Here is a 24826-nt window from a genome sequence, read left to right as displayed (position 1 = left end):
TAGTTAATTAATTATCTGTTAGTTATTCATCAAAACGTCTAGTAATTCCCGTGCAGACTCGTGCAGCGCTTCCTTGGACTTGTCGTTACCAAGGTGGGTGTAGACTTCACCGACATAAACGTTGTTAGCAAAGAGCTTGTTAAAGACCTTGTCAATAATTGGCTTGGTCCGTTCTTCTTCTTGAACGGGGCCAAATGGGTTGGCAAAGAAGGTCGTGCTCATGCCGACTTCATCAGTCGTTCCGAGGGCTTTCCGCTTACCAGCAACGAAGACCTTCTTGGCTTCCTCCTCGTTTTCAAAGCGGTGGATGCCAACCTTGTCGTCATAGTTGTTAGCGTAAACCCACATATCAATTGGGTGGTGCTTAATGACGTTTTCGTAAGTGTCCGCGGGGATGATGACCCGGGCGTTGGACAGTTCAGGATTGAGGTAGACACCCCGGTCCATGTTGTTGAAGGCAACTGCGCTGGAAAGGTCATCGAGGCGGACAAAGGCCCCGGTTTCGGTCCCCTGGGCGTAAATCTTCCCGTCATCACCGATAGTGAAACTGCCCATGTCATCGAAGATTGTTTCCATGTCGACAATCTTGTCATCGGCAATTTCTTGCATTGCTTCGATTGATTCAGACTTCCCGGCACCGGAGTCACCAAAGAAGACAACGTTCTTTTCCTTACCGTTGGTGAACCGTACCCGCAGCATCGAGCCGTGAATTGGCAGGCGGCCGTTGTAAATCTGGTGAAGGTTGTGCAATGTCAGGCACATCTTCTTCATGTAACCGAAGTAGGTGGTCTTGTCAGTGTATGGCACTTCCCCAACCCAGATGTGGTTCTTGGTATCGTGGTAGTAATGCGAAACCATTCCCTCGGTTTCCTTCAAGCCGAAGAGTAGGATCAGGTCTGGCTTTTGCCCCCGGACCTCATCTGGCCGGGCCAACTGGAAGAGGTTAGAGAGGGCAATCCCGTTGACCAGGTAGTCAACGTTGAAGTAGATGTAGGCCAGGCTTTCCCCAATCTTAGCTGGGTAACAGTACCATTGACCCTTTTGACCGTGGAACCGCTTGATAGGGTTCTCTTCAACAGCTGAGAAGACCCCTTCACGCTTGTTACTCTTGGTGTGCATCATCATTGGTGGCCGGAGCATCACAGTATCGATAAAGTCGATGTCGCGCAGCTGGTCGTAACCTTCTGGGATTGGCCAATCATGTGTCTGAACAAGAATGGACGCGTTTGAAGCGGCGTTAACTTGCCGGTAGGTTTGGTTAGCAAAGCCCTGGAGCTTTTCTTCAACCACCCGGTAGGATTCACGAACCAGGTCGTTGAAATGCCCGTCAATCATCTTAAATTCATTGCCGGCAATTTTACTGTTGTTATAGTTGATCACCGTAACCCGGAGCAGTGAACGGTAGAAGGAGTATAACTCTTCAACGCTGGCCAGGATATCCTTTGGATCATACTTGTCAAAGGCACTGTCATCGTCAATCAGGATCTTCTTTAACGTTTGAACGTATTGTTCAGGCGTAGCATTATCAAATGCGTCATCGTCATATTCCGGATTCTTGGAATCAAGGTACAACTTAACAACTTCCAATAATTCATCACTATTAACAAGTGAGTAAGTGTCCTTATAGTACGCATGACTCAGGTTCAGCAAAGCAACCCCGCGCTCCGTGTTGACATAGAGTGAAGGCGTCTTAATTTTTTCTTGCTTAGGCATTAATCTCAATCCTTTCCTATAGCCTTGCTACTATTATAGTGTATCTTTGAGCAAACGGTGAGTAAAATTTAATTTCGACCTAATTATGTTAGAATAATAAAAAAGTGTAAGGGGTTCCATTTATTATGCAAGCAAAATGTAATGACACACTCTCTATTTCTGTTCACCGGGTCCTCAATGATGACCTTAACGAACACGGCACCGTTTATGGGGGCCGGATTCTGGAATTAATTGACGGTGAAGCCTCGATTGCCGCAATGCGGGTCGCCCGGACGGTTGTCGTTACCGCAAGTATGGACCACGTGCAATTCCTCCAGCCCTTCAAGCTCCAGGATTCAATGTGTATGGAGGCCTACGTCACCGGGGTTGGTCACCGCTCCATCGAGGTTTTTGTTAAGGTCATTGGTGAACACCTGATGACTGGTGCACGCTTCTTGGGCTTTACCTGCTTCATTACCTACGTCATTGCGGACCCTAAAAAGGCGGTTCCGGTGACAGGGATGGTTCCGGAAAGCGATGAACAACGGACACTATTAGCCGGCTACGAGGGGCGCCGTCAGGAAAGACGCGTCAGTCGGCAGGCTGAGCAACAAATTACCGACGCTGTCTCGCTTGACTTTCCCTGGCGAAGATAAAAAGATCGACACTACGTTTGAATTCAAACGCTAGTGTCGATCTTTTTTTATTAGAGAACAGCGAGTGGCTGCTTACTGGTTGGCTTGGGAAAGGTGGCGGCTAACTGCTTCAGTTCGTCACTACTAAATTCAAGTGAACCGGCCTGGACATTTGCCTGGGCATGTTGCACCGAACTGCTCTTGGGAATTGCTAGGACGTCCGGTTCCCGAAGCGTCCACGCCAGCATTACCTGGTAAATCGTTGCCTGGTGGTTAGCGGCAATCTCTTGCAGGACCTTATTGTCTGCCAGTTTGCCGGAAAGGGAGTCACCCTGGGCAAGGGGCGAGTAAGCAATTAGGGGAAGGCGGTGGGCCCGCATCAGGGGGAGGAGGTCAAATTCAATTCCCCGTTCATCAAGGTTATACAGGTCTTGGTTAGCAACGCAGTGGTCACCTTTTGGGAGGGCCCACAGCTCCTGGAGGTCACTAACATCAAAGTTGGAGACCCCCCAGGACCTGATTTTACCCTTCTTAACCATTTCTTCCATCGTGGTGACCGTTTCTGATAAGGGCACCGTTCCCCGCCAGTGGAGGAGGTAGAGGTCAAAGTAATCAGTTCCCACGTTTTGCAGGCTCCGGTCGAGACTCCGCTCTAAGAGGCGGGCACTGGCGTTTTGGGGCAGGACCTTATCGATCAGGAAAAGTTTTTCCCGGGCAAAGGGGGCGATGGCCTCCTTGATGAGCCGCTCCGAACGGCCATTGCCATACATTTCAGCGGTATCCACCACCCGGGCTCCGGCATTGATGCCAGCTTGAATGGCGGCAATTTCGTTCTGTCGTTGTGCGGGATGGTCACCGATGTTCCAGGTTCCGATTCCCACGGCGGGGAGGGGGACCCCGTTAATTGTTACCTTTTTCATTCGGAAGCCTCCTCTTAGTTATCCTGGACAACAACCTTGGTTCCTTCTGGCATGTTCATCATCCACTTGGAGTCTGGGATAGACAGGCGGACACAGCCGTGAGAGGCGGTCGTTTTACCCAGTTTGGCTGCTTCAGACTTGATGTAGTGGCCGTCCTTATCCGTTGGGACACTGTGGAAGAGGTAGGAGCCGTTATCATGCCAGGAAACGTAGTTATTTGCCCCGCACTTAACCGATGGGTTGTAGAAGCCATTACCCCGTTCGGACTGGATTGCGAAGGTTCCGGTTGGCGTTGTACTTACCCGTTTACCGTCCTTGTTTTCGTACTTTCCGGCACTGCAGTACATTGTGTACACCGCCTTATTGCCGGACATGATGTAAACCCGGTTCTTGTTGATGCTGACCTTGATCCAAGGGTCCTTGAGCTTGTTGATGTCCGGGTAAGGAATTGTCTCCGATGACTTCCGGTAGTCGATGGGTGTCCGCATGTTGGAGTGGGCGCTGGCAGTGACGCTCCCGGTGATCAATGCAAATACACCGACGAGGGTGACTAAAAAGATTTTCTTCATTAAATTCATTGTGTGATGCCTTCTTCAATAATTAATAGCTACATTTTAGCACAATAATGCATGATTAAATGTTCATATGTTTAGGGATAGTGGAAAACTTTTTGCCGTTAAAGCATCCAATGATTGAGGGCCCTAATCCATTGAGCGCGTAAGCTTCAGCAGTTTGGTTAAGATTGGTCAAGAAAAAATAGCACTCGAAACGATTAAGTGCTAATTTTTTCTTGACTATTGTTGACCAATGATTAATATAGAAAATGTAAACAAGGTATGAGAAAGGATGATTCGATATATGGCTAACGAAATTCAACGTCGTAACAACTTATTTGATAATCTGATGAATATGCGTGACTGGATGAATGATGACTTCTTCTCAGACTTAACACCAGTAGCTGATCACATGAAGACCGATGTTGCCGAGAACGACAAGGGTTACACGGTTAAGATTGATATGCCGGGCTTTGATAAGAAGGACATTCATATCAACTACGCTAACAACATTTTGTCCGTAACTGGTCACCGGGACACCTTTGCTGATGATAGCGACAAGGATGGTAATGTTCTCCACACCGAACGGCGGTATGGTCAAATGAGTCGGCAATACCGTTTGCCGGACGTTGACCGGGACGCAGTCAAGGCCCAATACACGAATGGAGTTTTGACCTTGAACCTGCCAAAGCTGCAAGCCAGTGACGAGAATGATACCCGGATTGACATTGACTAATAAAAATCACCTTTAAAAAACAAATAGCACCACGCGCCGAATTGGTACGTGGTGCTATTTGCATAAACGACATTAGAATGCCTGAATAATCTGCATGATGCCGAAGACTAACAATAAAGTTGAAACCAGCCAAACAATCGTCAGTGCAGAAAGAATTGGACTAAATAGGAGAATTACCCCCAGGACAACGCTGACGCCCCCTAGGATAACCAGCAGGGTGGCGTACCCGCGATGGAAAGTCTTGAAGAAGCCGGCAGCCTTGATTTGCATGATGGCATCGATGATGAACCAGATGGCAAACAGGATTGCCAGGTAGAGAATTCCCCAGTTAGGATAGACGAGGACGATAACCCCCAGAATAATATCTAAAATAGCTGCAAAAACAATCCAACCGGAGCGTTCGTTCAGAGTGGCATTGATAAACTTGCGGAACCACAGTTCGTAGATTCCCCGAAAAATAAAGGCGATCCCGACCAGAATGGACAGGAAGTGAAGGGTCTTGTCAGGGTGCATGAAGGATGCAAAGCCGGCAATCACAAACAGGATTCCTAGGACCAGACTGAACCAGTCGAACCGCTTTTGATGTTCATTAAACATAAACCATTTTCTCCTTTCTAATTTAGTAACGAGACCATCATAGTTCTTTTTTATTAATTTAGCAATAGACTAAAATACGCCACGATGCGGGATTAACCGGGTCATGGCGTATTTGGTGTATTTTAATTAAGGTGTTCGCGGATACCATGGGGAAAGTCCTTGTCAATTTCCCGTAGAATCGGCAGTAAGTAGTTGACATAGCGGTGGTAGGCCTCGATTGGTTCAACGTCCTTGCTGTTGGCTTGCATTAGGGCAATTGCAATATCGTGTGCACGTTGTTCGTTTGAAATCATTAATGTCACCTCACAGTAATAGTTTACCAAACTTTGTCCTTACTGAGACTGAAATATTGGATCAAGCGGCGGGCCCGGGTCCGAGACAGGAGGACCATGACCAGAAAACCGATTAGACCCCCAGCTGTGTTGGTAATCAAGTCATCGACATCCGCTAGTCGACCCAGGTTGACTACCAGGTCGAGGATGAACTGGTTCAACTCGATGAAAAGGCTAAACAGCAGGCAAAACAGGGTAGCCCGTGCTAACCTCAGTCGGTGGTTAATAAGGAAAAGGTAGACGCCCCAGGGAATCGTCATGATAACGTTGAGGAAAAACTCATGGCTGAGTCCTTGGAGGGGGATGGCGTTATAGGGAACTCCCCAGAGGTAAAAAAGCCGCTTATGTGCAGAGGCAACGCTAAGAATCGAAGGGGTCAGACACAGGGCCATGACCGCCGTGACGTAAACCAAGAGGCTCAGTAGGGTAATCCGCTGCCCCCATTCCGGGAAGCGAGGCCAAAAGTGCTTAATGATGACGCAACATATTAAAAAGTAGGTTAGAAAAGCGAGGTATTGAATATTAATTTTCTCCTTGCGGGTTCAATTTGCCAAAATAGGTATACAATAAAGGCTCGAGACTAATTGTCAGCCGCCACTACTAGCTTAACTGCTAGGGGAAGGGTTGACAATGGAAGTTTAAGGAGAATTGAAAAAATGGACGATAAACAGACGCAGATGAAGCGGAGCCTGAAGAGCCGCCACATCCAGCTAATGGCCCTCGGGGGAACGATTGGCACGGGCCTTTTCCTGGGCTCAGGAAAGGCGATTCGGGCCGCGGGACCAGCAATCTTACTTGCTTACTTAATTACGGGGATTGTCTGCTTCGCAATCATGCGGGCTTTGGGAGAGCTCCTATTATCGAATTTGCACTACCGGTCATTTATGGAGGCCATCCGCGACTACCTAGGTAAGCGGGTCAGTTTTATTGCTGGCTGGGCTTACTGGGCCTGCTGGTTAGCGCTGGCGATGGCGGAGATCACGGCAATCGGGCTCTATATTCAGATATGGCTCCCCCACGTACCCCAGTGGATCCCAGGGGTGATTACCCTTCTAATCTTCTTGTGCCTGAACCTGATTACGGTCAACGTTTTCGGCGAAATCGAATTCTGGTTTGCAATGATTAAGATTGTGGCAATCATTGTCTTGATTGCGGTCGGTATCTTCATGGTCTTGATCCAGTTCAAGTCGGCCGGTGGGTACGTGGCGTCCCCCAAGAATCTGGTGGCTTACAATGGCTTCTTTGCGACGGGGGCCAAGGGCTTTGTGATGTCATTTCAAATGGTTGTCTTTGCCTTTGTTGGCATTGAAATGGTTGGGGTCACCGCAGCGGAAGCGGAGAACCCCCGTAAGGTAATTCCGGAGGCAATCAACGGCATTTCTATCCGGGTGCTGATCTTTTACCTCGGAGCGCTGGCGGCCATCATGTGCATTTACCCGTGGAACCAGCTTTCGCCTTCAAACAGTCCCTTTGTCCTGGTCTTCCAGGATGCCGGCCTGCGCGGGGCCGCGAGCGTGGTTAACTTCATTGTTATCACCGCGGCAGCTTCGGCATGTAACAGTTCAATCTACACGACGGGGCGGATGCTGGCCGAGCTGACTGCCAAGTCTCGCCATCCCCATGTCCAGGCAATCAGCCGCCTTTCTAAGCACCAGGTTCCGGCCCGGGCAGTCGTTATTTCCTCGGCGGTGATTGGAGTAGCAGCGTTACTGAACTTCTTGATGCCAGGCGAGGTGTTCACCCTGATCTCAAGCATTGCCACGACGAGTTTTCTTTTCATCTGGGCTGCCATTATTGGTGCCCACCTGCGCTTCATTAAGAACCGTTCAATTGAGCGCCCGTTTAAGTTGCCCGGCGCGCCGTTCACGGATTACCTGGTCCTGGCCTTCCTGGTCTTTGTCCTCGTTGTCCTGTGCATGGATAAGCAGACCCTGACTGCCCTTATCTTTACCCTGATTTGGTTTGCGGTTCTGTTTATCGCTTCTTTGACCCAGAAGAACGAGTAAAATAACAGACGGCCTTAATAAGTTACATAACTGAGAAAAAACGTGGCTAGCGAGAAAATTAGTTTTTCTTGCTAGCCACGTTTTATTGTTTTAGCGGTTTAAATGTAACTTTCGTTGGCACTCGGGGCACAGACCGTGGACCTCAATGTTGTTACCCGTTACCAGGTAGTGGGTCTTGCGCCGGGTCATGTCAGCCATTTCCCGGGTAATTTCAGAAAAATGTTCATCAAAGACATCAGTGATCTTACCACAATTGTCGCAGACAACATGGTAGTGGGGATGACCAAAGTAGTCGTAGTGGGTACTACCGTCACCGTTCTTTAACTCGATTACCAAGTTATAATCGACGAACAGCTTAAGCGTATTGTAGACGGTGGCCATACTTATGTTATCGACACTATCTTTGAGGTCTTGATAAATCATTTCGACACTCGGGTGAGTATGGTGGGTGATCATGTATTCCAGGATGGTCTTTCGCTGGGGAGTTAGCCGCACCTTGTGACTACGTAATAGGTCTAATGCCCGATCAAGTTCTGCCTCTGCCATGAACAACTCTCCTTTCTTTAATTTAAAATAATTATAATCTAACAGTATTATATCATTTACAAGCTTAGATTCAAAATATATAATGAGTATTTGTAAAATAATAATAGTTCTAAAAGAGGGGAAGAAAAATGGAAAGAAATGTTGACCAAAATGGCCGCGCTTATAGTCGTTTTTGGTTTATTTTTACTTTATTGGTAGGAACATTCACGATGTCGATTAGTCAATCATCGCTTTCGACGGCCTACCCGACATTAATGAATGCCTTTGGAATCTCTGCTGATACTGTTCAGTGGCTAACAACCGGCTTTATGCTGGTAATGTGTGTCAGCATGCCGATCAGTCCCTGGATGCTAAACAACCTGAACTTCAAGACGATGTTCATCGGTGCCCTGGCACTATTTGATATCGGATCATTGATGATTGTCCTCACGCCCGCAAGCTGGGGGACCAGTGGTTTCTTGTTTATGATGGTTGGCCGGGCAATGGAGGCCTTTGCTGTTGGTGTCCTTTTTCCGTCCTACCAGTCGGTCCTGTTGGAAATCACCCCGAAGGCTAACCGGGGGACAACCATGGGGATTGCCGGATTGGTCATGGGATCTGCGTTGGCATGTGGCCCGATCGTTTCCGGAATCGTTTTGAAATTCTTTGACTGGAAGAGTCTCTTCGGCCTCTTTATGATTGTTATCACCCTGATCATTGTCCTCGCTGGAACGGGGCTGATCCGGGATGTTATGCCGCGACACGAAACCAGCCTCGACTGGCTGTCGGTGTTTCTTTCAATTGGCCTGATCGGTGTAATGTACGTTGTTAACCTTGCCGCCAAGCACAACGTCAACTGGGGGCTTAACGGGGCCATCCTGGTCATCAGTATCCTCGCCTTGGCCTGGTTCTGCTACCGGCAATTACACCTGGATGAACCATTACTGGAGTTGCGGGTCTTGAAGACCTTTAACTATGACTTAGCGGTTCTTTTAACGTCGATTTCCTACATTGCCTTAATTGTCACTACCATTATTTTTCCCCTTTACTACCAGGGGGTTCTCAAGGTCAGTCCCTTCGTTTCCGGGATGTCACTGGTTCCCGGGGCGGTGTTCTTGAGTATTCTTAACCCGTTGACGGGGAAGCTTGCCGATAAGATTGGTTTTAAACCCACAATGCTCGTGGGGATGGTAATGATTATCTGTGGCTGGGTCGTTGGTCTGTTGATGCTAAACCGCCTGAGCCTGCTAGCAATGATCCTCTGTGCAATGGTCATTGAAGGTGGAAACGCCTTTGTCATGATGCCGGCGGTTACTTTAGGGGCCAACGCCTTACCAAACGAGCTGGTTCCCCACGGCACGGCGGTAATCACCACCGTTCGTCAGGTCCTGGGATCTGCCGGGGTTGCGGTTGCCACGATTGTTTTGACGGTTGCTAGCAGCCACGCATTAAGCGCCGGCAGTCGACCATTGGCAGCATCCCTTCACGGTTATCACCTGGTATTTATCATGATGGTTGTGATTGAGATCATTGGTCTAATCCTGGCATTAATGCTGAAGAATACGAAGAAAGCTGTTGCAGATTAATGGCCTATGCCGTATTTAAATAATAGGAGAAAAAATATTAGAGCGCTCCGGATGGCTAATATAATGAGAATTATACTAGCCATTAGGGGCGCATTTTTCTAACAACCGAAAACCGTATTAGGGGGTAATGATAATGGAAATCAAACGGCCAACGTGGGCAAATACCAGTCCCGCAATGCAGGACTATTACGACCACTACTGGGGGTTACCGGTCCATGACGAGCGTTTCTTGTTTGAAATGCTGAGCCTAGAGCTTTTTCAGGCTGGCCTAACCTGGTCAACGATTTGGAAGCGGCGGCCAGCCTTTGAGGAAGCATTCAGTGACTTTGTAGTTGAAAGGGTGGCGGCCTTCTCATCGGATGACGTTGACCGCCTGCTTGCCGACAAGGGGATCATCCGTAACCGCCGCAAGATCACGGCCACCATTAATAATGCCCAGGTTATCTATAAAATGCAGCAGGCAGGGCAAGACTTTGATGACTATATCTGGTCCTCTGTTGACTACCAACCCCAGCGCCTGATTCTTAAGCCAGGTGAGCCCCTGGCCCCTTGGACCGCGGCATCTAAGAAGATGGCAACCCAGATGAAGAAGGACGGCTTTAAGTTTATGGGCCCGACAATTGTGTGCTCGTTTATGACGGCGGTCGGTCTTGTCAACGCGCGCCTTTAATAATATTTTAATTGATTATTAATGTTGCTTTGTGATAGTATTGTCCTTGTTATGAAGCAAATTCCCGATAGGATTCACAAGGACCCCTTGTGAAGATGCCTTGTAACCGCAACTACAAAACTAATGTTAAGTTTCGACTAGAACATGGGGGAATTAATAAAAATGACAGAAAAACACCTATTTACATCCGAATCAGTTTCCGAAGGGCACCCAGATAAGATTGCCGATCAAATCAGTGATGCCATTCTTGACGCCCTGCTGGAAAAGGATCCAGATGCACGGGCGGCCGTTGAAACTTCAGTAACGACTGGGTTAGTCCTGGTCTTCGGTGAAGTTTCCACCAAGGCTTACGTTAACATCCAAAAGGTGGTTCGTAATACAATCCGCAAGATTGGTTACACCGATGGCAAGTACGGCTTTGACGCCGATAACTGTGCCGTAATCACCTCGCTGGACGAACAGTCACCCGACATTGCCCAAGGGGTTGACGATTCACTGGAAACCCGTGAAGGGGATGCTGACCCGCTCGACAAGATTGGGGCCGGTGACCAGGGACTGATGTTTGGTTACGCAACCGACGAGACGCCTGAATACATGCCACTGACGCTGATGCTCAGCCACAAGCTGATGCAACGGATTGCCAAGCTCCGCAAGGAAGGGACAATTTCCTACTTACGTCCGGATGCCAAGGCCGAAGTAACGGTTGAATACGACGATAACGACAAGCCCCTGCGGGTGGACACGGTGGTCTTAAGTACCCAACACGACCCCGACGTTACCCTGGACCAGATTCGTAAGGACGTGAAGGAACAAGTCATCAAGGCCGTCATCCCGGCTGACCTGCTTGACGACAAGACCAAGTACTTCATCAACCCAACCGGCCGCTTTGTCATCGGTGGTCCCCAAGGGGATGCCGGTTTGACGGGTCGGAAGATCATCGTTGATACTTACGGTGGTGCTGCTCACCACGGTGGTGGGGCCTTCTCCGGTAAGGATGCCACCAAGGTTGACCGGTCGGCTAGTTACGCCGCCCGTTACATTGCTAAGAACCTGGTTGCTGCTGGCTATGCCAAGAAGCTGGAAATTCAGGTTGCTTATGCCATCGGGGTTGCCGAACCGGTTTCCATCTCCATTGACACCTTTGGGACGGGTACCCGGACCGAAGCGGAACTGATTGCTGCTGTCCGGAAGGTATTTGACCTGCGTCCAGCTGGGATCATTAAGATGCTAGACCTCAAGCGGCCAATTTACGAACAAACGGCGGCTTACGGTCACTTTGGCCGGACCGATGTTGACCTGCCTTGGGAACACCTGGACAAGGTTGATGAACTGAAAAAGATTTTAGGTTAATCTAGTGGCCCCCTTGCAAAAAGGCAGGGAGGACGTTAGAATACAATTAATATTTTTGATCGTGATAGAAGTAGTAGTTAACAGTGTGACTTTTAGAGACCTGCTGGTGGTGGAAAGTAGGAGGGCACGGTTAATGAACTCGTCTAGAAGATTGCTGCTGAATTGAGTAGGTAGTGACGTCTGCCGCGTTAAGGCCTTAAGTGCTATGGGTGACCATAGAAAACGGGTGGTACCGCGGATTAGATTTCGTCTCGTCGAAGCAAGGGCTTCTGCGGGACTTTTTTATTACGATCATTTTAGTAGTGGACAGAATTGAAAAGGAGCAGAATTTATGGCTTACGATCACACAGCGATTGAAAATAAGTGGCAAAAGTTTTGGAAAAAGGACAAGACGTTTAAAGCGGAGATTAATAAGGACCAGAAGAAGTACTACGCCCTGGACATGTTCCCATACCCGTCAGGTCAAGGGCTCCACGTTGGTCACCCCGAAGGTTACACGGCAACCGATGTAATGGCCCGGATGAAGCGGATGCAGGGTTACAATGTTTTGCACCCGATGGGCTGGGACGCCTTTGGTCTACCAGCTGAACAGTACGCCCTGAAGACCGGTCACAATCCAAAAGGCTTCACTAACCAGAATATTAACCACTTCCGTAAGCAAATCCAGTCTTTGGGCTTCTCTTACGACTGGGACCGGGAAGTCAACACGACGGATCCTGAATACTACAAGTGGACCCAGTGGATCTTCGAACAGCTCTACAAAAAGGGCCTGGCATACGAAAACGAGATCATGGTTAACTGGGCACCCGACTTCATGGGCGGAACCGTGGTTGCCAACGAAGAAGTTGAAGACGGAAAGACAAAGCGGGGTGGCTACCCAGTATACCGGAAGCCAATGAAGCAGTGGGTATTGAAGATCACTGCCTACGCTGACCGCCTGATTGATGACCTCGACCTGGTTGACTGGCCGGAAAGTGTTAAGGAAATGCAGCGGAACTGGATTGGCCGTTCTGAAGGGGCCGCCGTCTTCTTTCCGGTTGCTGGTGACGAAGACACGAAGATTGAAGTCTTCACCACCCGGGCAGACACCCTCTTTGGTGCCTCCTACGTTGTTTTGGCCCCAGAAAAGAAGCTAGTTGACCAGCTGACGACGCCGGAACACAAGGATGAAGTTGCTAAGTACAAGGAAGAAACCTCCCGTCGTTCTGACCTGGAGCGGACCGACCTGAACAAGGACAAGACCGGGGTATTTACCGGTTCTTACGTCATTAACCCGGTCAATGGTGAGAAGCTGCCAATCTGGATCAGTGACTATGTCCTGGCATCATACGGTACCGGGGCAGTGATGGCCGTTCCTTCCGGCGACCAACGGGACTACGACTTTGCCAAGAAGTTTGACCTGCCAATCAAGCCTGTTATCGAAGGTGCCGACCTTTCTGAGGGGGCCTTTGATGGTGACGGCAAGCACATTAACTCCGGCTTCTTGGACGGTCTGAACATCAAGAATGCCAAGGCTAAGATGATTGACTGGCTGGAAGAACACGACGCCGGTCACAAGAAGGTCAACTACCGCCTGCGTGACTGGATCTTCAGTCGGCAACGTTACTGGGGTGAACCAATCCCGGTTATCCACTGGGACGACGGGCGGACAACCCTGGTACCAGAGGATGAATTACCTTTGAAACTACCTGACACGGATAACATTGAACCATCAGGAACTGGTGAGAGCCCACTGGCCAACGTCAAGGACTGGGTCAACGTTTACGATGACCAAGGTCGTCACGGCCTGCGGGAAACCAACACCATGCCACAGTGGGCTGGTTCATCATGGTACTGGCTCCGTTACACCGACCCTCACAACAGCAAGGAATTTGCCTCTAAGGAAGCCCTTGACTACTGGTCACCAGTTGACCTCTACGTCGGTGGGGCTGAGCATGCGGTCCTGCACCTTCTTTACGCCCGCTTCTGGCACAAGGTTCTTTACGACCTCGGTTTAGTACCAACTAAGGAACCATTCATGAAGTTGGTTAACCAGGGGATGATCCTTGGAGCCAACCACGAAAAGATGTCCAAGTCCAAGGGGAACGTTGTCAACCCTGATGACATCGTTGACAAGTACGGTGCGGACACCCTCCGCCTGTACGAAATGTTCATGGGTCCGCTGACCGAATCCGTTCCGTGGGATGAAGAGGGGCTCCATGGTTCCTACAAGTGGATTCAACGGGTATGGCGCCTGTTGATGGATGATAACAACCACCTGCGGGACCGGGTCTCCAACTTTAACGATGGCAAGCTGACCAAGGTATATAACCAAACTGTCAAGAAGGTTACGGAAGACTATGAGCGGATGCACTTCAACACGGCTATTTCGCAACTGATGGTCTTCGTTAACGAAGCTTACAAGGCAGACGACCTGCCAGCGGAATACATGCAGGGCTTCGTCAAAATGATTTCCCCAATCATTCCGCACGTAGCTGAAGAACTGTGGAGTCAGTTTGGAATCAGCGACACGATTGCTTACCAGCCATGGCCAAAGTATGACCCGCAAGCATTGGTTGAAAACGAAGTCGAAATGATTCTGCAAGTCAACGGGAAGGTCCGGGCCAAGGTTAAGATGGCTAAGGACACCCCAAAGGAAGAGGCAGAAAAGGTGGCTCTGGCCAACGAACACGTTAAGAAGTTCACTGATGGCAAGGACATCAAGAAGATTATTGTTGTACCAAACAAGATTGTTAACATCGTTGCCAAGTAATAAGCACACGAAAGAAGGGACCGGTATTCAGCCTGACGCTGAGTAGGCGGTCCCTTTTTCAGGAAGGAATAACAATGGAATTAGTTTCTTATCCAGCCCTCTTTACCGCCAAGGATGGGGAGATCCTGGTGGACTTCCCGGACCTCCCGGAGGCCTTTACTCAAGGGAAAACAATGGAAGAGGCGATGGACTTCGCCAAACTGGGCCTGGCAATCACTATAAATGATAAACTGGGCCACTTTGAAAAGGCCCCCCAGGCCAGTGATCTAGCGGCAGTGAAGCGGGACCATCCGGAAAGCACCGTCAAGCTGGTAACGGTCGACCTGGACCAGTACTAGCCCTTAAGTAAAATTTAAAAAAGAGAAAAGAAATTGCGCCCCGCCAAGTTTCACGCTAAAATGGTATGGATTGTTTATTTTTAAGAAGGCAGGAATTTAACGAATCATGACTAAAAAACATAATGATGGTTCGCAAGTGGTGAATCCTAATAAGGACGCTCAATCAAAGATGCTAAGCGGTTCCGCTTGGATGACGGTAGGGAGTATCACCTCGCGAATCTTAGGTGCCGTTTACGTTATCCCTTGGGTAACCTGGCTCGGTGCTTACAGTAACGAAGCTAACGCCCTCTTTGCACAGGGGTATAACATTTATAACATCTTCTTAATTATTGCAACGGCGGGGCTGCCCTCCGCAATCTCCAAGATGGTTGCCCACTATAACGGGTTAAATGAATACGGGGTAAGCCGGCGCCTTTACATATCGAGCATGTACGTTGCTCTGGCGATGGGGGTTGTTTGTGCGACGGTGATGATGTTTGCCGCCCCAATGATGGATAATGGTGACGCAAACGTCATTCCGGTTGTCCGGTCGCTGGCCTGGGCCGTTTTGATCATTCCTGCCCTGGCGATGAGTCGGGGATTCTTACAGGGGTATAACTGGATGGCACCGTCGGCCATGTCCCAGTTTGTGGAACAAGTCTTCCGGGTTATCTATATGTTGGCGGCCACCTACCTGATTATGAAAATCCAAAAGGGGAGTTGGGTAGCGGCCGTTACCCAGTCGACCTTTGCGGCCTTTATCGGGGCAATTGGTGCCATCATGGTCCTGTCCTGGGCCTGGATGAGCCACCGACGGGAGATGAACGATCTGATTAGTCAGGGGAGGTCAAACCTGCAGGTGTCGACGATGGAACTGGTCGCCCGGATGGTTTACCAGTCAATCCCGTTTGTCATCATTGAATCGGGAGTGGCGGTTTACCAGCTAATCGACCAGTTTACCTTCCCCCACATGCTGTTCCGGGTTGGTCACTTTACCCATTACCAGGAAACGATCCTTTACGCCCTGTTTGCCTTCAACGCTAACAAGCTCTACACGATTATTATTTCCCTGGCGGCAGCCATGGCCGCTACGGTTATCCCGTTGTTAGCAACGGCCCGGGCCCAAAACGACCTGCAGGGAATCAGAAAGCAGATTGAAAACGTCCTCCTGCTTTTCTACTTCGTAATGATCCCGGCTTCACTTGGCCTGGCAGCGGTGGCCCAACAAATTTACACGGTCTTCTACCGCTACGACCAGGCAGGAATTGTGGTCCTCCAATTTGCGGCCTTTGTATCAATTCCAATGGGTCTTTATACCGTTGCCGCCGCTATGATGCAGGGAATTTCTGAGAACCGGCGGATGATGAAGTTCTTAGGAATCGGTATTATTATCAAGCTGCTTTTGCAGTACCCATGTATTAAGCTTTTGCAGGGGTTGGGACCACTACTTGCCACCTGCCTGTCAATGTTTGTGATTGACTACATGATTCTGCACTCCTTTAATATGGAGTTTGGCCTTCACTTCTACAAGATGTCCAAGCCCACTAACCAGATTCTTTGCTACTCAATCATTATGTTCGTGGTCACCAAGGCATTCATGCTCCTGACTGGCCACTTCGTAAGTCCCTACGGTCGGTTTACGGCTTTCTTTACCCTGATCTTAGGGGTAATGCTGGGCGTCGGGGTCTTTGCCTTCCTCGCTCTCAAGTTCCGTTTAACGGACCAGATTATTGGTCCCCGGTCCGCAGCTCTTCGGCAAAAATTGCATATTCGTTAAATAAAAAAGGTTGAAGAAATTTTCTCCAACCTTTTTTATTATGGGGCAAAATTAATTTCCCGGGAAATTAATTCAAGAAACCAATGTGGTGTTCGTTTGGTGCCTGTTCCATCTTCTTCATGAAAGTCGGCAGGGCTCGACTGATCTGGTGGGGCAGGACAATGTATTGGCTCTCCGCAATCTTCTCGGCAATTGCGCTGTGGGCGTAAACGGCAGCCAAGACAGCGTTAGTAACGTCCTGGTGGAATTCGGCAGTGAAACCACCGACCATTCCGGCTAGGGTATCACCCATCCCACCAACGGCCTGGGCCGGGGTCCCAATCGTCAACTGGTAAACCTCATTGGTGGTATAGATCTCCGTGTGGTGCTTCTTAAGAACGACGGTTGCGTTGAGCTGGTCCCGGACAGCACGGTTTTTCTCTTCGGTTTGTTCGCCAATCTTGATACCGGAGAGTCGTTGCCATTCCATTTCATGCGGTGTGTAGATTACGTTGGCGGCCGGCTGGGAAATATTTTCCCGGGCCATCAGGGTAATGGCGGAACCATCAATGACCAGGTTCTGCTCAGGCTTGACACTGGCAAAAACGTTCTTAAGAATGTGTTTGCTGGTTTCGTCGTCACCCAGGCCGGGGCCAACAACCACCGTAGTTGCGGCACTGACCAGGCTGGCGACCTGTTTATCGTTAGTGAAGTCGGCAAACATTGCTTCCGGTAGTTGGGCGTGGAGGGCGCCGGAGTTACTAGCGTCGGTTGCCGTCGTCACCAGGCCCGCCCCTGCGCACACGGCGGCCGTTGAAGCCATGATGATGGCCCCACCAAAGTTCCGGTTACCCCCTACCAGGGTTACCTTGCCAAAGGTTCCCTTAAAACTGTTGGCCGGCCGGGGCTTAATCACTTGGTGAAGAATTTGATCGGAAAGTTTTTTCATTATAAAAGTCTCCTTTAGATTTTGTAACGCTTACTTTAATGGTATCATTATTTTAGCGTTAATGATTACTTCGATGGAGGGATAAATTATGACAGATTGGCTCAAGGCAGCAGAAAGCCAGAAGAAGGACTATTTAACGGATTTAATTTCCTTAATGAAGATTCCAAGTGTTAGAGACGACGATGCAGCAACGGACGAATACCCACTCGGACCCCGGCCGGCCCAGGCACTGAAGGCCTTTTTGGAAATGGCTGACCAGGATGGCTTTAAGACCAAGAACATTGATAACGTGGTCGGTTATGCCGAATGCGGTACGGGTGACGATACCCTGGCGATCCTGGCCCACGTTGACGTGATGCCCGCCGGCAAGGGCTGGGATACGGATCCCTTTGACCCGGTAATTAAGGATGGTAATCTCTATGGTCGGGGGGCTTCCGACGATAAGGGCCCTGGAATGGCGGCATACTACGCCCTCAAGTATTTGAAAGACCAGGGGACTAAGTTTAACAAGCGGGTCCGCTTTATCGTCGGTACGGACGAAGAAAGCAACTGGACTGGGATGCACCGCTACTTTGAAGTGGAGCCCGCACCGACCCTTGGCTTCTCACCGGATGCTGAGTTCCCGGTTATCAACGGCGAAAAGGGCCAAGTCTCCCTCCTCTTGTCCGTGCCGGCCAGCAATGATGGCGCCTTCCAACTTAAGAGCTTCAAGTCGGGTCTGCGGTTCAACATGGTTCCGCGCGAGGCAGTGGCGGTAATTACGGCTGCTGACAACCAGCAAATTCGGGATGACTTTGCCCGCTTTGTTGGTGAGAACCCGATTTCCGGTAACATTGCGGAAAATGGGGATGAACTGACCATCACCGTGGTTGGGAAGGCCGCACACGGAATGGAGCCGGAAAAGGGGATCAATGCCGGAACTTACCTGGCAAACTTCCTTGACCAGTATGACTTTGCCAAGGGGGCGAAGAGCTTCATCCACTTCCTGGGTAAGTACCTGCACCTTGATACCCGGATGGACGGCTTTGACGGCGCCTTCACCGATCCCGTAATGGGTGAGCTGACGATGAATGCCGGGATTTTGAACTTTGACCTTGAAAACGGTGGGGCCATCAATATGAACTTCCGTTTCCCAAAGGGCATTTCACCGGACCAGTTACAGGCAACCGTTGAAAAGGTCGCCACGCCACTTGGAATTGCTGTTAAGCAGGAACCTGCCCAAGAACCTCACTACGTTGACCCGGATGACCCAATTGTTAAGACCTTAATGGAGGCGTACATCAACCAGAGTGGTGACAAGAACGCCCAACCGGAAGTTGTCGGCGGTGGGACCTATGGTCGGCTGATGAAACGGGGCGTTGCCTTTGGGGCCCTGATGCCGAACACGCCAAACACGATGCACCAGGCAAACGAATACCAGCCAGTCGATGACCTGATTAAGTCGATGGCAATTTACATGGAAGCTATTAAGAATTTGGTAAGCGACTGAGTTGAATAACGACTTTGTGATAAAATAAGTGTATCAATTAAGTGGGGGTGTCAATATGACTTATCAAAAGATTTTAGTAGGAATTGATGGTTCTAAGCAGGCCGACATGGCATTTGACAAGGCTGTCGAGACGGCCAAGCTGAACAAGGCTCAGTTGTACTTGCTCAGTGTGATTAATGGTGAAAAGATTCCATCTGGCGGCCCGAACGGCTACAGCCTTGTTGACCGGAGCATCTACCAGCCGGCAATTGATACGATGGAAAAGCGGCTGGATGAATACAAGAAGAAGGCACAGGCTGCCGGTATTACCAACGTCGTTACCGAAGTCAAGGTTGGTAACGCTAAGTTAGAGCTGGCCGAAAACTACCCAAAGAATAATGGTATTGACCTAATTGTCATTGGGGCAACTGGTTTGAACATGATTGGGCGGCTGATCGTTGGTTCCACGGCTGCGTACACTATTCGGGAAGCCCCTTGCGATGTCACCGTTGTTAAGACGGATAAGGACAATAAAAAGGTTGACCTGAAGAAGAACAGATACTTAGAAATTTAATCACCAACAATGTTAATTAAAGGAAACGGGGCGCGGCAAGAGAATGCCAAGCCCTGTTTTGACTATTAAGTGTCAAGAAACGGGCAATTAGTTTACGTAAATAAGACATTTGTTACAGAAAGATTTCAGAAATAAGAAATAAAGTGTGCTAAATGTCATAAATGCTGGTACAATATGATCGTTATCTTTAGTTCGACTAAAGAAAATAAATTTTAGGGAGTTTGAAAATGCAATTGAAAGCAAGACGTTTAGTTATTGCAATTATTGCTGTTGTAATTGTTCTATTAGGCGTAATAATGACGTGGCACCAACACACGCATTTCAACCGCAACACAACGGTTAACGGGGTCGCAGTTGGTGGAATGACCACGGATGAGGCCTACCAAAAGGTTAAGGCTACCGACCGGAGCAATGATGTTTACCTTGATGGTAAGTTGATTTACGACGGTCAGGCAAGTGGCTCTGGTATTACCAGTGCTGACAAGGATAAGTTTGTGACGGCACAAAAGGAACAGCGGACCTTCTTCCCCAGTGGTAAGAAGCAAAACGTCCTGGTTACGCCAGAACATTCCAGTAACCAGACGAGTGCAATGCGGGATGCCGTTGAAACAGCCGTTTCTGAGATGAACAAGGGACGGAAGGCACCGGTTGACGCCTATGCTAAGCTGGAAAATGGCAAGATTAGCACCATTGCTGCGAAGAAGGGGAACCAGTATGATGCTAAGAACTTACTGAAGCAGTTTGACAATAAGAAGAATAACGGGACGATTCGTTTAACCGCCCACTACACCAAGCCGTTAACCGCTGACAGCAAGACGGTTCAAAACGAAAAGGCAAAGTTGAAGGACCTGGTTAACAAGAAGGTTAATTACAAGGTCGAAAACGAAACCTACAAGTTAAACTCTAACGACATTATCACAAGTGCCACCTACCAAAATGGTAAGTACAGCTTTGATACTCACGCTGTTAACAGCCAGATTGCTAAGATCAACAATAAGCAGGCAACGCTGGGTAAGTCGTTCAAGTTTAGGACCCACTCCGGTAAGGAAATTACCACTTCTGACAAGGGTTCCTATGGTTGGAAGATCAGTGACCAACGTGCCGGCCAATCTTTAGCTCAAGCGGTTGCGGACGGTAAGAAGACGGTTAATGCCAAGGCTGATATTTACGGAATCGGCTACAACCGGCGGGGGACTGGCTATGGTGTTACCGCTAATAACGGTATTGGCAACACCTATGTTGAACTGTCACTGGCTGACCAACACGTATGGTTCTACAAGAATGGTAAGTGTGTCTTTGATGCTGACGTGGTAACGGGGAGTAATACGCCAGGCAACCGGACACCAAAGGGCGTTTGGTACATCATGTACCAGCAATCACCAGCTACTCTGCGGGGCTCCAACGATGATGGATCACTGTACAGTAGCCCAGTTCAATACTGGTCACCATTTACTGATACCGGCTGTGGCTTCCACGATGCCAGCTGGCGGAACAACTGGTCCAAGACGGAATACCTGACCACGACTGGTGGCTCACATGGTTGTGCAAACATGCACCCGGCAGATGCTGGAACGGCATACCACGACATGGAAATCAACGAACCAGTGGTTATTTACTAAGATTTAAAATGTAAAGAGGATTTCGGCGAAGCACCGAAATCCTCTTTTTTTAGTAAAAAAGTGCCTCCTCATCAATTGTCCGTATTTAATAAATAAGGATAACGATGAGGAGAGGATATTATGAAACGACAACTTATTATTGGACTAATGGCGGGACTAACGATCTTCGGAAATGCTTCGGGTGCCTTGGCCGCAAGCGTCTCTGAGGATGCTTACCAGGATGCTAGACAAGCCGTTTTGAACCGCCAGTTGGTTGACGAAAACCAGGTTAAGCAACGCGGTGATGAGTATGCCAGTGCCTTCTTGTCAGCCCTTGCGCAAGTGGGACAGGTGTATGAGCAGGCCTTTCGCCAGGGGGTGAATGATGGCCTCCAGGGGCATCCTGCACAACCAGGTGGGGACGATGTGGCTGTTACTGCCTACCAGCGGGGCTTTGCACGGGGGCAAAACTTTCGCAGCGGAAACCAGCCGGCACCCAGCGATGGCGAAGTCACGACTAATGGGGGGATGGCTGATAACCAGCTGCCGGAGGAAAGTGGTCCGGACTCTAGTGAATACCCCTTGAAGCACCCTTCACCGGCCCAGGCCGCCTTTATTGCCCGAATTGCTAAAGATGCGCAGCGGATTGGGGCAGAGTTTGACCTCTACCCGTCAATCATAATTGCCCAGGCCGCTTTGGAGAGTAACTGGGGAACGAGTGACCTGGCTCGTAAACCCTACCATAACTTATTTGGGGTCAAGGGCGCGTTTCAAACACGGTCTGTTTTGCAACCAACCGTTGAATTTGATAAGGAGGGGCACCGGCACGAGATTAAGGATTACTTCCGTTGGTATGATAACGACTACCAGTCCCTCCATGATTACGCCCAGACGTTGGAAGATCCCTTGTACGATGGTGTTCACCGGCGGGCCGCGAAAAGCTACCGGCAAGCGACCCATGCCCTCCTGGGAAGGTACGCGACCGATCCCCATTATGACCGGAAACTCAACGAAATTATTAGTAACTTCCAGCTTACCAAGTATGACCACCAACCACAGCGGACTGCTATGCACCGGCCGGCGGTCTTTAAGGAACCACCGATGGCCCCGACTAGTAGTCATGAGGTAAAGGCGAGCCGGGTCCACCATCCCCACCGGGTCACCTGGCTATCAATTTTGGGTGGGGCTGGATCTGCCGGCGCCATTACCCTCCTTCGTCGCTTTGCCTTGGTGAAATAAAGAAGCTGAAAAAGCATCAGGGCCCTCTGATGCTTTTTCAGCTTCTTTTTATTTATTAACGGATTGTCTTGAGCCGGTCATCGATCATTGCCAAGACAGTCTTAACGTTGGCCGGATCTTCCAGGTCGTATTTTTCTAGGTCAATCTTCATCTTAGGACTCGCATCGTAGTCCTTGTACCACTGCTTGTAGGCACTCCACATCTTGTAGTAGTAGTCCTTCAGTTCGGGGTTGTTGTCGATCTGTTCGTAGTCACGACCCCGCTTCTTGATCCGGTAAAGGATTGTTTCAAAGTCAGTCTCGGAATATACCATCAGGTCCGGAGCCTTCTTTGGCAGCTGCTGGAGATCTTTCATCATGTTGTCCAGTAAGGTCAGGTAGACTTCAAGCTCGGTATCCGTGATGTTGCCTTCCGCATTGTTTTCGCGGGTGAATAGGGCATCTTCGTAGATTGAACGATCCAATACGTTGTTGTCGTCCGCCAAGGCCTGTTTGATCATTGAAAACCGTTTATTAAGGAAATAAATTTGCAGTAAGAAACCATATTGCTTTTGATCCTTATAGTATAACGGCAAGACCGGGTTATTACCGACCGGTTCAAAAAATGCTTTAGTGTGGAGGTGTTCGGCGATTTTACCCGTTAAGGTTGTTTTCCCGACACCAATCATTCCTGCTGTAATTATCACCATAATGGCCCCTCTTTACTTTTTTTAGCACAAGAACCATCTTACTACAAAATATGGGGGATTCCCACCGTAAATTCACAATATTTGGCTGTGGAAAATCATCACTAGCAAAAATATTTGAAAATTATGGGGAAAACCCGGAAAATAGAAGGGGATAATTACTGTAAGGAAGATAATAATGACAAAAATGAAACTAAATGAAATTCGGGCCCAGCTGGCCATCGTCCGTCAGCAGGGCACGCTGATCGAGGTCCATAATATTCCGAATGATGACTACTTTAATGTTGGGTTCGTCCTCGCGATTGATCCCCTCTTTTGCCTCCTGATCAGCATTGACTGGGATGGCAAGATCAACGGCTTGATTGCAGTTCGCCTCAGCAGTATTGACTACGTGGCCAAGGGGACGGACTATTTGATGACCATTTCGGAGAAGACCAAGGTTGCCCACCAGTACCACTACTTTGATATTTGGCAGGTGCAGAAGTTCATTGACGACCATCCGGACTATACCAAGGGGGACCTCTTAAGCAATGTCTTGGACGATTCGTTTACCAACCACTTGCCAGTGGTAATTGGGACCGCAAAGTATAAGGGGGCCGATGACTTTGAAGGAGTGATTGCCAGCTTGGACCGGGTTAAGCTGACCCTCCACTACTTTAACGAGCACGACCTTTCTTCAATGTGGACGTACGACGTTTTACTTGCCCAGGTTGACTATGTACGAGTCCGGGGAACTCAGGCGGCAACGACGCGCCAGGTCCTGCACGATATTTTTGGTCAGCAATAATTTGCATGACCCGCAATTTTAGCTTAATATTTGGAAGTAAAAAAGGATAGAAGAGGAAAATAATGGGGAAAAAAGTTACAATTCGTGATATTGCGCGGATGGCCGGTGTTTCAGTTACCACTGTCTCACAGGTGTTGAATGGTAAGGGAAAACGGTTCAGTAAAACCACCCGTGAAAAGATTATGAAGCTCCGTGACCAGTACCAGTACGTGCCGGACTTTCACGCGCGGAGCCTAATTATGAAGGGAAACATCAATACAATTGGGGTGCTCGTGCCCAACGTCAGTGAGTCCTTCTTCGGTACCTTTGTCGAAGGGGTCCAGCAAGTTGCCCGCCAGGAAAAGCTAATTCCGCTGATTTTCAGTGCCAACCGGGAACCCAAGCTGGAACAGGAGTACCTGGAGCAAATGGTTGAGCGGTCCATTGATGGCCTCATCATCGCGAGTGCCCGGATGACGACCGAGATGATTAACCAGGCCCTCAGCAACCGTGATATTCCTTACATCCTATTTGACCGTAACTACGACCAGCAGGGGGCCCGGGTACTGACGGATGACTACCATGGTGGTCAGCTGGCCGCCCAGCACCTCCTGGCCCTTGGTCATACTAAGATGCTGTTCTTGGGGGTTAAAAATATCACTGAAAACTTTAAACAGCGGATGGCGGGCTTTCAGGAAACCATTAATGCGCAGGGGATCGACTTTGATGAGAACCATAACCTGTTGAAGGCCGACCTGAGTAAGGAAGGCGGCTACCGGATAGCCCAGCCAGTGATTGAAAGTGGTGCAACGGCCGTCTTCACGGCTAATGACGAGGTTGCCATTGGCCTGATGCGGGGACTGCGCGAACAGGGGGTCCGTGTTCCGGAAGATATTTCTGTCATTGGCTACGATGATATTATTCTGGACGAATACGTTTACCCGCAGCTGACAACGATTCACCAACCAATCTTTAAGCTGGGGGTAGGGGCCACCAAGATTTTATTAAACAAGATTAACCACCCGGATGCTGAACCGGAGCAGGTTGAACACTTCCCGGTTAAACTGATTGCCCGCCAGAGTACTGGCAAGTGTCAGCAAAATTAATTGAAAGTGCGAA

24 protein-coding genes, 1 riboswitch and 1 other annotated feature are annotated in these 24826 nt (G+C 49.3%); of the genes, 15 read left to right on the top strand and 9 right to left on the bottom strand.

The window, feature by feature from the left end; all coding sequences use genetic code 11:
• Positions 1-18: 18 nt before the first annotated feature.
• Positions 19-1713, bottom strand: coding sequence for a phosphoenolpyruvate carboxykinase (ATP) (locus QOS01_RS04660; protein ID WP_283621307.1), 1695 nt, complete (start codon positions 1711-1713; stop codon positions 19-21).
• Positions 1714-1838: 125 nt separating this feature from the next.
• On the opposite strand from QOS01_RS04660, the gene QOS01_RS04655 reads away from it, so the two are divergent.
• A complete protein-coding gene (locus QOS01_RS04655) occupies positions 1839-2348 on the top strand; it encodes an acyl-CoA thioesterase (RefSeq protein WP_408612459.1) in 510 nt (169 codons plus the stop codon).
• Positions 2349-2398: 50 nt separating this feature from the next.
• Here the strand turns inward: QOS01_RS04655 and QOS01_RS04650 are convergent, their stop codons facing one another.
• Together QOS01_RS04650 and QOS01_RS04645 are read right to left on the bottom strand one after the other, a co-directional pair.
• On the bottom strand, positions 2399-3247 hold the full coding sequence (locus QOS01_RS04650) for an aldo/keto reductase (protein WP_283621306.1): 849 nt from the start codon (positions 3245-3247) through the stop codon (positions 2399-2401).
• 14 nt (positions 3248-3261) lie between these two features.
• A complete protein-coding gene (locus QOS01_RS04645; protein ID WP_408612460.1) occupies positions 3262-3816 on the bottom strand; it encodes a L,D-transpeptidase in 555 nt (184 codons plus the stop codon).
• A 289-nt stretch (positions 3817-4105) separates the two neighbouring features.
• Here QOS01_RS04645 and QOS01_RS04640 point away from each other — a divergent pair, with 289 nt between their 5' ends.
• Positions 4106-4537, top strand: a complete 432-nt coding sequence (locus QOS01_RS04640) for an Hsp20/alpha crystallin family protein (RefSeq protein WP_283621304.1) — start codon at positions 4106-4108, stop codon at positions 4535-4537.
• 72 nt (positions 4538-4609) lie between these two features.
• Here the strand turns inward: QOS01_RS04640 and QOS01_RS04635 are convergent, their stop codons facing one another.
• The 3 genes from QOS01_RS04635 to QOS01_RS04625 form a co-directional block, all read right to left on the bottom strand.
• Positions 4610-5134, bottom strand: a complete 525-nt coding sequence (locus QOS01_RS04635) for an HdeD family acid-resistance protein (RefSeq protein ID WP_283621303.1) — start codon at positions 5132-5134, stop codon at positions 4610-4612.
• A 122-nt stretch (positions 5135-5256) separates the two neighbouring features.
• On the bottom strand, positions 5257-5427 hold the full coding sequence (locus tag QOS01_RS04630; RefSeq protein ID WP_169746074.1) for a hypothetical protein: 171 nt from the start codon (positions 5425-5427) through the stop codon (positions 5257-5259).
• 23 nt (positions 5428-5450) lie between these two features.
• The gene (locus tag QOS01_RS04625) at positions 5451-5879 is read right to left on the bottom strand and encodes a VanZ family protein (RefSeq protein ID WP_283621302.1); all 429 of its coding nucleotides are present in this window, start codon (positions 5877-5879) and stop codon (positions 5451-5453) included.
• Positions 5880-6122: 243 nt separating this feature from the next.
• On the opposite strand from QOS01_RS04625, the gene QOS01_RS04620 reads away from it, so the two are divergent.
• The gene (locus QOS01_RS04620; protein WP_283621301.1) at positions 6123-7472 is read left to right on the top strand and encodes an amino acid permease; all 1350 of its coding nucleotides are present in this window, start codon (positions 6123-6125) and stop codon (positions 7470-7472) included.
• Between the two features lie 90 nt (positions 7473-7562).
• On the opposite strand, the gene QOS01_RS04615 is transcribed toward QOS01_RS04620, so the two are convergent.
• Positions 7563-8018 (bottom strand): Fur family transcriptional regulator, encoded by a 456-nt coding sequence (locus QOS01_RS04615; protein WP_283621300.1) that lies wholly within the window; start codon positions 8016-8018, stop codon positions 7563-7565.
• Positions 8019-8146: 128 nt separating this feature from the next.
• Here QOS01_RS04615 and QOS01_RS04610 point away from each other — a divergent pair, with 128 nt between their 5' ends.
• The 6 genes from QOS01_RS04610 to QOS01_RS04585 all read left to right on the top strand — a co-directional run bounded on the left by QOS01_RS04610 (position 8147) and on the right by QOS01_RS04585 (position 16449).
• The gene (locus QOS01_RS04610; RefSeq protein WP_283621299.1) at positions 8147-9583 is read left to right on the top strand and encodes an MFS transporter; all 1437 of its coding nucleotides are present in this window, start codon (positions 8147-8149) and stop codon (positions 9581-9583) included.
• Between the two features lie 133 nt (positions 9584-9716).
• Positions 9717-10253, top strand: coding sequence for a DNA-3-methyladenine glycosylase I (locus tag QOS01_RS04605; RefSeq protein ID WP_283621298.1), 537 nt, complete (start codon positions 9717-9719; stop codon positions 10251-10253).
• Between the two features lie 49 nt (positions 10254-10302).
• Positions 10303-10418, top strand: a riboswitch (SMK box riboswitch).
• Positions 10416-11603: a methionine adenosyltransferase gene (gene metK, locus QOS01_RS04600; RefSeq protein ID WP_283621297.1), complete on the top strand. Its 1188-nt coding sequence runs from the start codon at positions 10416-10418 to the stop codon at positions 11601-11603. It overlaps the preceding riboswitch by 3 nt.
• A gap of 46 nt (positions 11604-11649) precedes the next feature.
• Positions 11650-11860 (top strand) — a binding site (T-box leader).
• Positions 11861-11934: 74 nt separating this feature from the next.
• Positions 11935-14355, top strand: coding sequence for a leucine--tRNA ligase (gene leuS, locus QOS01_RS04595; RefSeq protein ID WP_283621296.1), 2421 nt, complete (start codon positions 11935-11937; stop codon positions 14353-14355).
• Between the two features lie 74 nt (positions 14356-14429).
• Positions 14430-14693 (top strand): type II toxin-antitoxin system HicB family antitoxin, encoded by a 264-nt coding sequence (locus QOS01_RS04590; protein WP_283621295.1) that lies wholly within the window; start codon positions 14430-14432, stop codon positions 14691-14693.
• Positions 14694-14799: 106 nt separating this feature from the next.
• Positions 14800-16449: a putative polysaccharide biosynthesis protein gene (locus QOS01_RS04585; RefSeq protein ID WP_283621294.1), complete on the top strand. Its 1650-nt coding sequence runs from the start codon at positions 14800-14802 to the stop codon at positions 16447-16449.
• Between the two features lie 67 nt (positions 16450-16516).
• On the opposite strand, the gene QOS01_RS04580 is transcribed toward QOS01_RS04585, so the two are convergent.
• Positions 16517-17377 carry an NAD(P)H-hydrate dehydratase gene (locus QOS01_RS04580; protein ID WP_283621293.1) on the bottom strand — a complete coding sequence of 287 codons (861 nt, stop codon included), beginning with the start codon at positions 17375-17377 and terminating at the stop codon, positions 16517-16519.
• Positions 17378-17465: 88 nt separating this feature from the next.
• Here QOS01_RS04580 and pepV point away from each other — a divergent pair, with 88 nt between their 5' ends.
• The 4 genes from pepV (at position 17466) to QOS01_RS04560 (ending at position 22256) form a co-directional block, all read left to right on the top strand.
• Positions 17466-18866 carry a dipeptidase PepV gene (gene pepV, locus QOS01_RS04575; protein WP_283621292.1) on the top strand — a complete coding sequence of 467 codons (1401 nt, stop codon included), beginning with the start codon at positions 17466-17468 and terminating at the stop codon, positions 18864-18866.
• Positions 18867-18921: 55 nt separating this feature from the next.
• Positions 18922-19419, top strand: coding sequence for a universal stress protein (locus tag QOS01_RS04570; protein WP_283621291.1), 498 nt, complete (start codon positions 18922-18924; stop codon positions 19417-19419).
• A gap of 227 nt (positions 19420-19646) precedes the next feature.
• A complete protein-coding gene (locus tag QOS01_RS04565) occupies positions 19647-21038 on the top strand; it encodes a L,D-transpeptidase family protein (protein ID WP_283621290.1) in 1392 nt (463 codons plus the stop codon).
• Between the two features lie 120 nt (positions 21039-21158).
• The gene (locus QOS01_RS04560; protein WP_283621289.1) at positions 21159-22256 is read left to right on the top strand and encodes a glycoside hydrolase family 73 protein; all 1098 of its coding nucleotides are present in this window, start codon (positions 21159-21161) and stop codon (positions 22254-22256) included.
• A 55-nt stretch (positions 22257-22311) separates the two neighbouring features.
• Here the strand turns inward: QOS01_RS04560 and QOS01_RS04555 are convergent, their stop codons facing one another.
• Positions 22312-22944, bottom strand: coding sequence for a deoxynucleoside kinase (locus QOS01_RS04555; protein ID WP_283621288.1), 633 nt, complete (start codon positions 22942-22944; stop codon positions 22312-22314).
• A gap of 175 nt (positions 22945-23119) precedes the next feature.
• Between QOS01_RS04555 and QOS01_RS04550 the strand changes: the two genes are divergently transcribed.
• On the top strand, positions 23120-23728 hold the full coding sequence (locus tag QOS01_RS04550; protein WP_283621287.1) for a hypothetical protein: 609 nt from the start codon (positions 23120-23122) through the stop codon (positions 23726-23728).
• Between the two features lie 62 nt (positions 23729-23790).
• The gene (gene rbsR / locus QOS01_RS04545; RefSeq protein WP_283621286.1) at positions 23791-24813 is read left to right on the top strand and encodes a ribose utilization transcriptional repressor RbsR; all 1023 of its coding nucleotides are present in this window, start codon (positions 23791-23793) and stop codon (positions 24811-24813) included.
• Positions 24814-24826: the final 13 nt, after the last annotated feature.

It is taken from the genome of Limosilactobacillus avium (assembly GCF_947381485.1).
GTDB lineage: Bacteria > Bacillota > Bacilli > Lactobacillales > Lactobacillaceae > Limosilactobacillus > Limosilactobacillus avium.
This window is presented reverse-complemented; position numbering and strand designations above follow the sequence as displayed.

Bases quoted from the DNA above. Each gene is read 5' to 3' on its own strand.
- QOS01_RS04660 (WP_283621307.1), bottom strand. From the start codon at position 1,713: ATGCCTAAGCAAGAAAAAATTAAGACGCCTTCACTCTATGTCAACACG.
- QOS01_RS04655 (WP_408612459.1), top strand. From the start codon at position 1,839: ATGCAAGCAAAATGTAATGACACACTCTCTATTTCTGTTCACCGGGTC.
- QOS01_RS04650 (WP_283621306.1), bottom strand. From the start codon at position 3,247: ATGAAAAAGGTAACAATTAACGGGGTCCCCCTCCCCGCCGTGGGAATC.
- QOS01_RS04645 (WP_408612460.1), bottom strand. From the start codon at position 3,816: ATGAAGAAAATCTTTTTAGTCACCCTCGTCGGTGTATTTGCATTGATC.
- QOS01_RS04640 (WP_283621304.1), top strand. From the start codon at position 4,106: ATGGCTAACGAAATTCAACGTCGTAACAACTTATTTGATAATCTGATG.
- QOS01_RS04635 (WP_283621303.1), bottom strand. From the start codon at position 5,134: ATGTTTAATGAACATCAAAAGCGGTTCGACTGGTTCAGTCTGGTCCTA.
- QOS01_RS04630 (WP_169746074.1), bottom strand. From the start codon at position 5,427: ATGATTTCAAACGAACAACGTGCACACGATATTGCAATTGCCCTAATG.
- QOS01_RS04620 (WP_283621301.1), top strand. From the start codon at position 6,123: ATGGACGATAAACAGACGCAGATGAAGCGGAGCCTGAAGAGCCGCCAC.
- QOS01_RS04615 (WP_283621300.1), bottom strand. From the start codon at position 8,018: ATGGCAGAGGCAGAACTTGATCGGGCATTAGACCTATTACGTAGTCAC.
- QOS01_RS04610 (WP_283621299.1), top strand. From the start codon at position 8,147: ATGGAAAGAAATGTTGACCAAAATGGCCGCGCTTATAGTCGTTTTTGG.
- QOS01_RS04605 (WP_283621298.1), top strand. From the start codon at position 9,717: ATGGAAATCAAACGGCCAACGTGGGCAAATACCAGTCCCGCAATGCAG.
- metK (WP_283621297.1), top strand. From the start codon at position 10,416: ATGACAGAAAAACACCTATTTACATCCGAATCAGTTTCCGAAGGGCAC.
- leuS (WP_283621296.1), top strand. From the start codon at position 11,935: ATGGCTTACGATCACACAGCGATTGAAAATAAGTGGCAAAAGTTTTGG.
- QOS01_RS04590 (WP_283621295.1), top strand. From the start codon at position 14,430: ATGGAATTAGTTTCTTATCCAGCCCTCTTTACCGCCAAGGATGGGGAG.
- QOS01_RS04585 (WP_283621294.1), top strand. From the start codon at position 14,800: ATGACTAAAAAACATAATGATGGTTCGCAAGTGGTGAATCCTAATAAG.
- QOS01_RS04580 (WP_283621293.1), bottom strand. From the start codon at position 17,377: ATGAAAAAACTTTCCGATCAAATTCTTCACCAAGTGATTAAGCCCCGG.
- pepV (WP_283621292.1), top strand. From the start codon at position 17,466: ATGACAGATTGGCTCAAGGCAGCAGAAAGCCAGAAGAAGGACTATTTA.
- QOS01_RS04570 (WP_283621291.1), top strand. From the start codon at position 18,922: ATGACTTATCAAAAGATTTTAGTAGGAATTGATGGTTCTAAGCAGGCC.
- QOS01_RS04565 (WP_283621290.1), top strand. From the start codon at position 19,647: ATGCAATTGAAAGCAAGACGTTTAGTTATTGCAATTATTGCTGTTGTA.
- QOS01_RS04560 (WP_283621289.1), top strand. From the start codon at position 21,159: ATGAAACGACAACTTATTATTGGACTAATGGCGGGACTAACGATCTTC.
- QOS01_RS04555 (WP_283621288.1), bottom strand. From the start codon at position 22,944: ATGGTGATAATTACAGCAGGAATGATTGGTGTCGGGAAAACAACCTTA.
- QOS01_RS04550 (WP_283621287.1), top strand. From the start codon at position 23,120: ATGACAAAAATGAAACTAAATGAAATTCGGGCCCAGCTGGCCATCGTC.
- rbsR (WP_283621286.1), top strand. From the start codon at position 23,791: ATGGGGAAAAAAGTTACAATTCGTGATATTGCGCGGATGGCCGGTGTT.